Origin of the sequence: Okeania sp. SIO2C9, assembly GCF_010672455.1 — a bacterium.
Classification (GTDB): domain Bacteria; phylum Cyanobacteriota; class Cyanobacteriia; order Cyanobacteriales; family Microcoleaceae; genus Okeania.
In genome coordinates this window covers 24,127-30,126 of record NZ_JAAHGO010000093.1, presented here as the reverse complement: position 1 = coordinate 30,126, position 6,000 = coordinate 24,127, and the positions used below count along the sequence as shown (strand labels likewise).

Annotated in this window: 8 protein-coding genes; 6 read left to right on the top strand and 2 right to left on the bottom strand. The window is 36.9% G+C overall.

Going from position 1 to position 6,000, the window contains the following annotated elements:
- The first annotated feature begins 323 nt into the window (after window positions 1–323).
- The 3 genes from F6K23_RS35310 to F6K23_RS35300 all read left to right on the top strand — a co-directional run bounded on the left by F6K23_RS35310 (window position 324) and on the right by F6K23_RS35300 (window position 2,382).
- Window positions 324–821, top strand: a complete 498-nt coding sequence (locus tag F6K23_RS35310; protein WP_293165124.1) for a hypothetical protein — start codon at window positions 324–326, stop codon at window positions 819–821.
- Window positions 822–844: 23 nt separating this feature from the next.
- The gene (locus F6K23_RS35305; protein WP_293165123.1) at window positions 845–1,423 is read left to right on the top strand and encodes a hypothetical protein; all 579 of its coding nucleotides are present in this window, start codon (window positions 845–847) and stop codon (window positions 1,421–1,423) included.
- A gap of 203 nt (window positions 1,424–1,626) precedes the next feature.
- Window positions 1,627–2,382 (top strand): DCC1-like thiol-disulfide oxidoreductase family protein, encoded by a 756-nt coding sequence (locus F6K23_RS35300; RefSeq protein ID WP_375340818.1) that lies wholly within the window; start codon window positions 1,627–1,629, stop codon window positions 2,380–2,382.
- Between the two features lie 107 nt (window positions 2,383–2,489).
- Here F6K23_RS35300 and F6K23_RS43045 read toward each other — a convergent pair whose 3' ends face one another.
- Window positions 2,490–2,975: an RNA-guided endonuclease TnpB family protein gene (locus F6K23_RS43045; protein WP_375340816.1), complete on the bottom strand. Its 486-nt coding sequence runs from the start codon at window positions 2,973–2,975 to the stop codon at window positions 2,490–2,492.
- Between the two features lie 33 nt (window positions 2,976–3,008).
- Window positions 3,009–3,266: a transposase gene (locus F6K23_RS43040; protein ID WP_375340815.1), complete on the bottom strand. Its 258-nt coding sequence runs from the start codon at window positions 3,264–3,266 to the stop codon at window positions 3,009–3,011.
- A gap of 41 nt (window positions 3,267–3,307) precedes the next feature.
- Between F6K23_RS43040 and F6K23_RS43035 the strand changes: the two genes are divergently transcribed.
- The 3 genes from F6K23_RS43035 (at window position 3,308) to F6K23_RS35285 (ending at window position 4,876) form a co-directional block, all read left to right on the top strand.
- Window positions 3,308–3,442, top strand: a complete 135-nt coding sequence (locus F6K23_RS43035; protein ID WP_375340814.1) for a hypothetical protein — start codon at window positions 3,308–3,310, stop codon at window positions 3,440–3,442.
- A 234-nt stretch (window positions 3,443–3,676) separates the two neighbouring features.
- Window positions 3,677–3,967, top strand: coding sequence for a hypothetical protein (locus F6K23_RS35290; RefSeq protein ID WP_293165120.1), 291 nt, complete (start codon window positions 3,677–3,679; stop codon window positions 3,965–3,967).
- A gap of 135 nt (window positions 3,968–4,102) precedes the next feature.
- Window positions 4,103–4,876, top strand: a complete 774-nt coding sequence (locus F6K23_RS35285; protein WP_293165119.1) for a class I SAM-dependent methyltransferase — start codon at window positions 4,103–4,105, stop codon at window positions 4,874–4,876.
- Window positions 4,877–6,000: the final 1,124 nt, after the last annotated feature.

Below are 6,000 nucleotides of genomic sequence, written 5' to 3'. Positions count from 1 at the left end.
ATTTGAGATCTATATAATTATGGTAGCCAAGTCTTTTCGCGCATCAATGAGTGAGGAAAAATCTGAAAAGGAGTGTTGAATTTTTTGTATTATTTCTCCCCACATCTTCCCTCTTCCCTCTTCCCTCTTCCCTCTTCCCTCCTGTCTCCTGTCTCCTGTCTCCTGTCTCCTAGCTAGAAAAATTTAATATTTATGAAGATACGCTTAGGGGTTCTATATCGCATTCTAAGGAATGCGATCGCATTCTCACGAATTATCTCTCATTCCAATCCTAAGTAATTGGGATGATTTTGTCAACTCCTACACCTTAATGCTTACGTATTATGTTAAATAAATCTCAAGTAAATTCCAGTTTAATATCAATCCCAGTAGCATCTCTAGTCATTGTAACTTTTCTGATTCTTCAAGCTCTAACTGCTTTGAGAATATTTTGCTTTTTTAAAATGCCTTGCGATCCTTATATTTATCCTTTTTTATCATACCCTATGTACAAAGGAGCTAAAAAACCAGGTTCTATAGTTACTCAATTAAATATATTTGGAATTTTAGAAGATTTGAGTGAAGTTTCTATCACCAATCAAGACCTCAAAATACCTGATGCTAATTTAAATCCTTATTGGTTTAGAAGATATTATATTCCGGCTATCAGAGGCAAAAAAAATAAAGTGGTTAAAAATCAAGTGATTAATGAATTTGTCGATATATATCAAAAACAATATAACAAAAAATTGATAGGTATACGTCTAGAAAAGCAGTCTTTTGTTATCTCAAAAGAAGAAATAAAACCTCAGAAAAAAATAACAGAATACGTTAAATTTTAGAGATTTATAACATGATATTATCTATGAATTTTTATAGAAACTTGAATCAGTTTGGGAGAATTTGGGAGTCATACTGGTTTAAACCAACTCCACTACTGAATTTAGCAATCTGTCGTATCATAATCATTGCTTTTCAACTAAATCAAACTATTTTGCAGAATGATTTCTTAGGTACAATACTTGAGCGTGCGACACGTCCTGGTGCAAAATATAATCCTACACTGATAGTCAAACTTTTAAGTTTGCCCTTTGGTTTGAATACTGCTCCACCAGATTGGTTTTTAAGCAGTTTATTTTGGTTAACCATTATTGCTGGCTTTTTTTCTTTATTTGGATTTAAGACTAACTTTAGTTTGATAGTTTTTGCTGTAGGTAATTTATTTCTCCAAGCTTATGTTTACTCCTTTGGCAGATTGCATCATCCAGATGCTTTAATGATGATAGCACTTTTAATACTTGCTTTAAGTCCTGCAGGTAGGGTTTTATCTATTGACGATCTAGGAGAAAGAATAAAACTAAATATTAAGAATAAAAATTTTACCGAAAAATTGGGTTTAAAGCCTCGCCCTTGTAGGGCGACTTTTTATTTTATTTGCAAGTGAATTGAATATATGCTATGGTATTATTAGTTGCCGGGGGGCACTCGGAAACTATAAACGGACGTGGAGGGAAGCGTTAGACTACCGCCAAGGAAGCAGCACCCTGTGAAGCGTCAACCCGCCGAGGAGCTATGGCTTAGTAGGAATCCCCGCGCCTTTAGGCCGGGGAGGATGTCAACACCTTTCATCTTACAGAAGAGCAAAGTATTTTTGCGAGATGGCCAATTATTTTGCTTTGGTGGATGTTTGCTTTTGTATATTTCAGTGCAGGATTTGCCAAGTTGTCAGCTGGAGGACTAGAATGGTTGAATGGCTATACTCTTCAAACCTACTTACTCAGTGATGCACTAACATGGGATAGACCTTTAGGAATATGGTTGGGTCAAAAATATATATTAGCCTTGATATTTTCCTATGTAGCAATTTTATTTGAAGTTACTTTCTTCCTAGTGCTAATTTTTCCGAGGTTAGTCTGGGTTTATATTCCTATGGGGACAGCTTTCCACACTGGAATATATTTAGCTCAGGCAGCGCCATTTTTTCAATACATTGCGATTTATTCAGTTTTTATTTCCTGGACATCAATTATCAATAGTTTCTCACGCTGTCAAAAGTTTTCCCAAAATCAGAATAAAGTGGAGATTCTCTACGATGGTTTGTCTCCCTATTATATTCGTTTAATGACCTTCTTTTGTTACTTTGACTGGCTCAAACGTCTTAGCTATAGTGATCTAGAAGTGCGATGGCAAAATTTGTCCCAAACTCATCCCCACATTTCACTTGAGGAATGTCGCCGGGAAATACATGCTCTACTACCCAATGGTGCAACAAGAAAAGGGTTATTTGCTGTGCGAGAAATTTTATGGTGTTTACCTATTCTCTGGCCTTTATTACTGATAACTTATCTGCCTGGAGCATCAACTCTTGTTTCTAAGATTTACAAGTTTAAGCAGAGATATTGACATCCTCCCGACGCTGCTCTACGAGACAGCGCGGGATTCCCTAACATCACTACTAGGGGCTTTCTGTTTCAATGCACCTGCCTTCCGAGATTTACTCTCTTCCGGTCTTATGGTCGCTCCACAGACTGACACTGCTCCTCCCGCAGCCTTCGAGCGTGGGCGTTCCCTCTCTTGGTCAGCATTCCCTCTCTTGGTCGGCGTTCCCTTGCGACTAGCGTCGTCGCGGGTTCCGACCGCTTGCGCCTGACGGCGACGCGGGGTCTGACCGCTTGCGTCTTACGCACCCCGCGGGTTCCCATCCGCAAAATGTTAATTGCAGCGTTTATGTCCCTATCATGGTGACTGTCACATTCAGGACAATCCCACTCTCTAATATTTAGAGGCAATTTTTCCACTACATAACCACAATTAGAACAACTCTTTGAACTAGGAAAATATCTATCAATCTTGATTAATTCCCGTCCATACCATTCAGCTTTGTATTCTAATTGCCTGACTAATTCGGACCAGTTGGCATCACTTATTGCTCTGGCTAATTTATGGTCTCTTGGTGCGCGTTCCGCAAGCGAGCTGGCGTCGTCGCGGGGTCGCACCGCTTTTTGACCATGTTTTTTACTGCCAAGTCCTCAACTACAACAGTTTGATTTTCGGGCGATTAATTGAGTAGTTAGCTTATGGGTATAATCAAGCCTTGAATCTTTAATTCGTGCGTGTATCCTAGCTACTTTCAGCCTAGCCTTTTGATAGTTATTAGATCCCTTCGTTTTTCTAGATAGAGACTTTTGAGCTAATCTCAGTTTTTTGTGTAATTTATTTAGATTCTTAGGGTTAGCAAATTTTTCTCCATCACTGGTAGTAACTAAACTGGTAATTCCGCGCGTCAATACCAACTTGTTTGGTTACTGGGTTCAGCTTTAAATTTCTAGTGTCGTTGACTCTCAAAGATATAGACCATCTACCACAGGGGTCAAGTTTAACTGTTATTGTTGTTGGCACACAATCTGGTGGTAGTTGTCTACTCCATCTAATAGGTAACGGTGATAAACATTTAGCTAAATAGACTTGACCATCTTTCCACTTGAATGCCGACTTCGTAAATTCAGCACTACCACCATTCCGTGTGGAGGCGTTCAGATTCCTTATTCCACTAGCTCAAAGACCTAAAGCAAGAAGAATTTTGATAGTATTTTGCGTGTTTTGCTGTTTAGTATCATTACATTCTTCATACTCTTCTGCCTCAAGAACACTATCTAACATCAAACATTTGGAAGAGGCAGTACCAAAAATCAAAAGTTTGAATATCAGTGGATCAACTATAGTTGCTAGAAAACCACATATTCCCTTTTATGCAAATAGCAAAGTACTACGTTTTCCTAACGTAGGAACATTAGAAGAGCTAAGGAATTATCTAGAAAGTCATTCAAGTCAGGGAAAATTGTTTTTGTATTGTGGCTCTTCAGAAAAAAATCTGCGACCCCAATTTAAAATACTTGCCTCCCCTGAAAAAAGTCCAGATTGGTTAAAAATAGAAGCGCAAAGCACAAGACCAGGTTTGTGGGCTTTCTACAGATATAATCCAGAATAGCTATAAAATAAAGGGTTTTATAATCTGCCGAAAGACAATTTAAAGAATATTTATGAAATACTTAACAATGGTTTTCAGACAAACTTTTCCAATACCTAAAAAAGACAAAACTTTGAGAGAAAATAAGGAAAAAACATGAGTGATGAAAATAAATCCATTCATGAGTTTGATTTGAGATTAATCTGCGAATATTATTCGCTCATAGAACGACAAGGACCAGGAAGTCCTGAAGTAACTATTAAAGCTTTAAGCTTTATTGATAATCTGACAAATGAATCAAAAATTGCTGATATAGGTTGTGGAACTGGTGGTCAGACAATGGTAATAGCTAATCATACATCAGGACATATTACAGCCATCGATCTATTTCCCACCTTTATAGATTTATTCAATATTAATAGTCAGAAACTGAATCTTCAGAATAGAGTAAATGGCATTGTTGGTTCAATGGATAACCTTCCTTTTCAGAATGAAGAATTAGACTTAATCTGGTCAGAAGGAGCAATCTATAATATTGGATTTGAACGAGGTATAAATGAATGGCATAAATTTTTGAAGAAAGGAGCTTTTCTTGCAGTTTCAGAAGTATCTTGGTTCACTGAAGAGCGACCTGGGGAAATTGATGAATTTTGGAATAATGAATATCCGGAAATAGATACTATTTCAAATAAAGTGGCACAAATGCAAAAAGCTGGATATATTCCAATTGCTACTTTTGTGTTGCCTGAAAATTGTTGGACTGAACATTTTTATGCTCCACAAGTTTCTGCACAGGAGAAATTTTTGCAAAAATATGTAGGGAATAAAACTGCTGAAGAGCTTGTAGAAAACCAGCGGCATGAAGCTGAATTGTATGATAAATATAAAGAGTTTTATGGCTATGTTTTCTATATAGGAAAAAAGACTTAAATAGGGTTCGCTGAAAAAGTTTCTTGGTAGGAGTCAGGAGTCAGGAGTCAAGATAAATAGGAATTATAGAGGAGGTATTTGGAAGAATAGTTCCTTGAAACCTCTCGGTTGAGGTTTGAAATGTTTAAAATCTTACTTTTGACTTTTGACTTTTGATTCTCAGTAGATGCTACCCATGTATTCATTACAGCAAATGGGGTGACGATGATGGGATGAGATAGGGTGAGTCGATAGTGCTAATATAATCAGCGAAAACATTCCCCCCCCCAAATTCACACTACTCCCAAGAACAATACCTAGTAGTCGCCTCTACCCTGCCACTAATTTTTTTTTCCACCTTCCTTTACCGAAAAATTGTGGGTATGCGCCTCCCCTTTTAAGGGGATAATAAATAAAAATTTTCATCTCTTTGTCAATCCTCTTCTTTTCAAGGAGAGGTAATTATTAATTATTCATTATTAATTATTCATTATTGAAACACTCTTCCTCAAATTTCTCTAACAATCCTGCCTTCCTGTAATATCATGTTCGGTTAAATACTTATAAATAACTGTTGTGAGGAGTCAGGAGGACCGAGTCAGGAGTCAGGAGGGAAGAAAGGAGGAATACATAGGAAATATTGGAGAATAGTATTGATAATTTCAGTATTTCTTTTGTACTGTCGGTACTATCAGTCCTTAAATTTTATTGTAACTGATTATCCGAACATGATATAATTTACAATTTCTACAAAATTGTTGTAAACTGCTATATCATTTGGGTCAATTTTTTTGATAAAAGAAGCAGGGAGTAGGGAGTAGGAGAAAATAATTGATTGATTTTAGTAATACCAAATTCAAAAAAGGTAGTTACATCTTAATTTGTGATTTATTGCTACAATTAAAAATTGTATATATCCATCAAATTTCAAAGTTAAGCATTTTTCCCCCTTTTTTATCCAGTTTTTCTTTCCCTGTTGCTTTCCGGAGCTGTTGCCTGTTGACTGTGTTGAGACTGTAGCAATATTTTATGAAATTGGTATAACTCATCTTGTAGTAGACTGGCACACCTTGAAAACGCAATATGTAGTGGCGAATGGCATTTGCGTTCCGCAAAGCTCCGCTAATACCATTTCTCCATGAAGT

Bases quoted from the DNA above. Each gene is read 5' to 3' on its own strand.
- F6K23_RS35305 (WP_293165123.1), top strand. From the start codon at position 845: ATGAATTTTTATAGAAACTTGAATCAGTTTGGGAGAATTTGGGAGTCA.
- F6K23_RS35285 (WP_293165119.1), top strand. From the start codon at position 4,103: ATGAGTGATGAAAATAAATCCATTCATGAGTTTGATTTGAGATTAATC.
- F6K23_RS35310 (WP_293165124.1), top strand. From the start codon at position 324: ATGTTAAATAAATCTCAAGTAAATTCCAGTTTAATATCAATCCCAGTA.